Origin of the sequence: Gluconobacter thailandicus F149-1 = NBRC 100600 (assembly GCF_000964465.1) — a bacterium.
Lineage (GTDB): Bacteria > Pseudomonadota > Alphaproteobacteria > Acetobacterales > Acetobacteraceae > Gluconobacter > Gluconobacter thailandicus.
The window spans coordinates 1-588 of record NZ_BANH01000131.1 but is presented as its reverse complement, the minus strand read 5'-3'; the positions used below and the strand labels follow the sequence as shown (position 1 = coordinate 588).

The 588-nt window shown below is 53.4% G+C and carries 1 protein-coding gene; it reads right to left on the bottom strand.

Annotated elements, in window-relative coordinates:
- Positions 1-61: 61 nt before the first annotated feature.
- The gene (locus B7444_RS16065) at positions 62-439 is read right to left on the bottom strand and encodes an IS5 family transposase (RefSeq protein WP_007284671.1); all 378 of its coding nucleotides are present in this window, start codon (positions 437-439) and stop codon (positions 62-64) included.
- Positions 440-588 lie beyond the last annotated feature (149 nt).

Here is a 588-nt window from a genome sequence, read left to right as displayed (position 1 = left end):
CCTGAATCAGATTTCCCTCAAAAATCAATAGGTCCTGAGCCTAAACACCTAGGCTCAGGACTCATTCTTTGAGGTAGAAGATGAAGCTTGCTGCGATATGGATTGCAGACATGAAGGTATGAGCGCAGCGGTCATATCGGGTCGCAACACGTCGCCAGTCTTTGAGTTTCGCGAACATGTTTTCGATGAGGTGGCGCTTCTTATACAGATGCCAATTGTAAGGTGGCTTTGATTTCCGGTTTTTCTTCGGCGGAATACAGGCTGTGATATGGCGTTCTGCAAGCGATAGCCTGATCCGGTTGCTGTCATAGCCCCTGTCCCCGATGACTTCTTCTGTCTCGTCGGGGAGATCTGCCAGCAGCACGTCTGCGCCTTTGAAGTCACTGACCTGACCTGCGGTCAGGTGCAGGCGAACAGGCCGACCCTGACCATCGCACACGGCATGGAGTTTTGAGTTCAGACCGCCTTTGGTTCGCCCGATATGGCGGGGAAAAGCCCTTTTTTGAGCAGGGAGGCGGCTGTCCGGTGAGCCTTGAGATGTGTCGCATCGATCATCAGGCGCTTTGAACGGCCAGCCTGTTCTGTCAG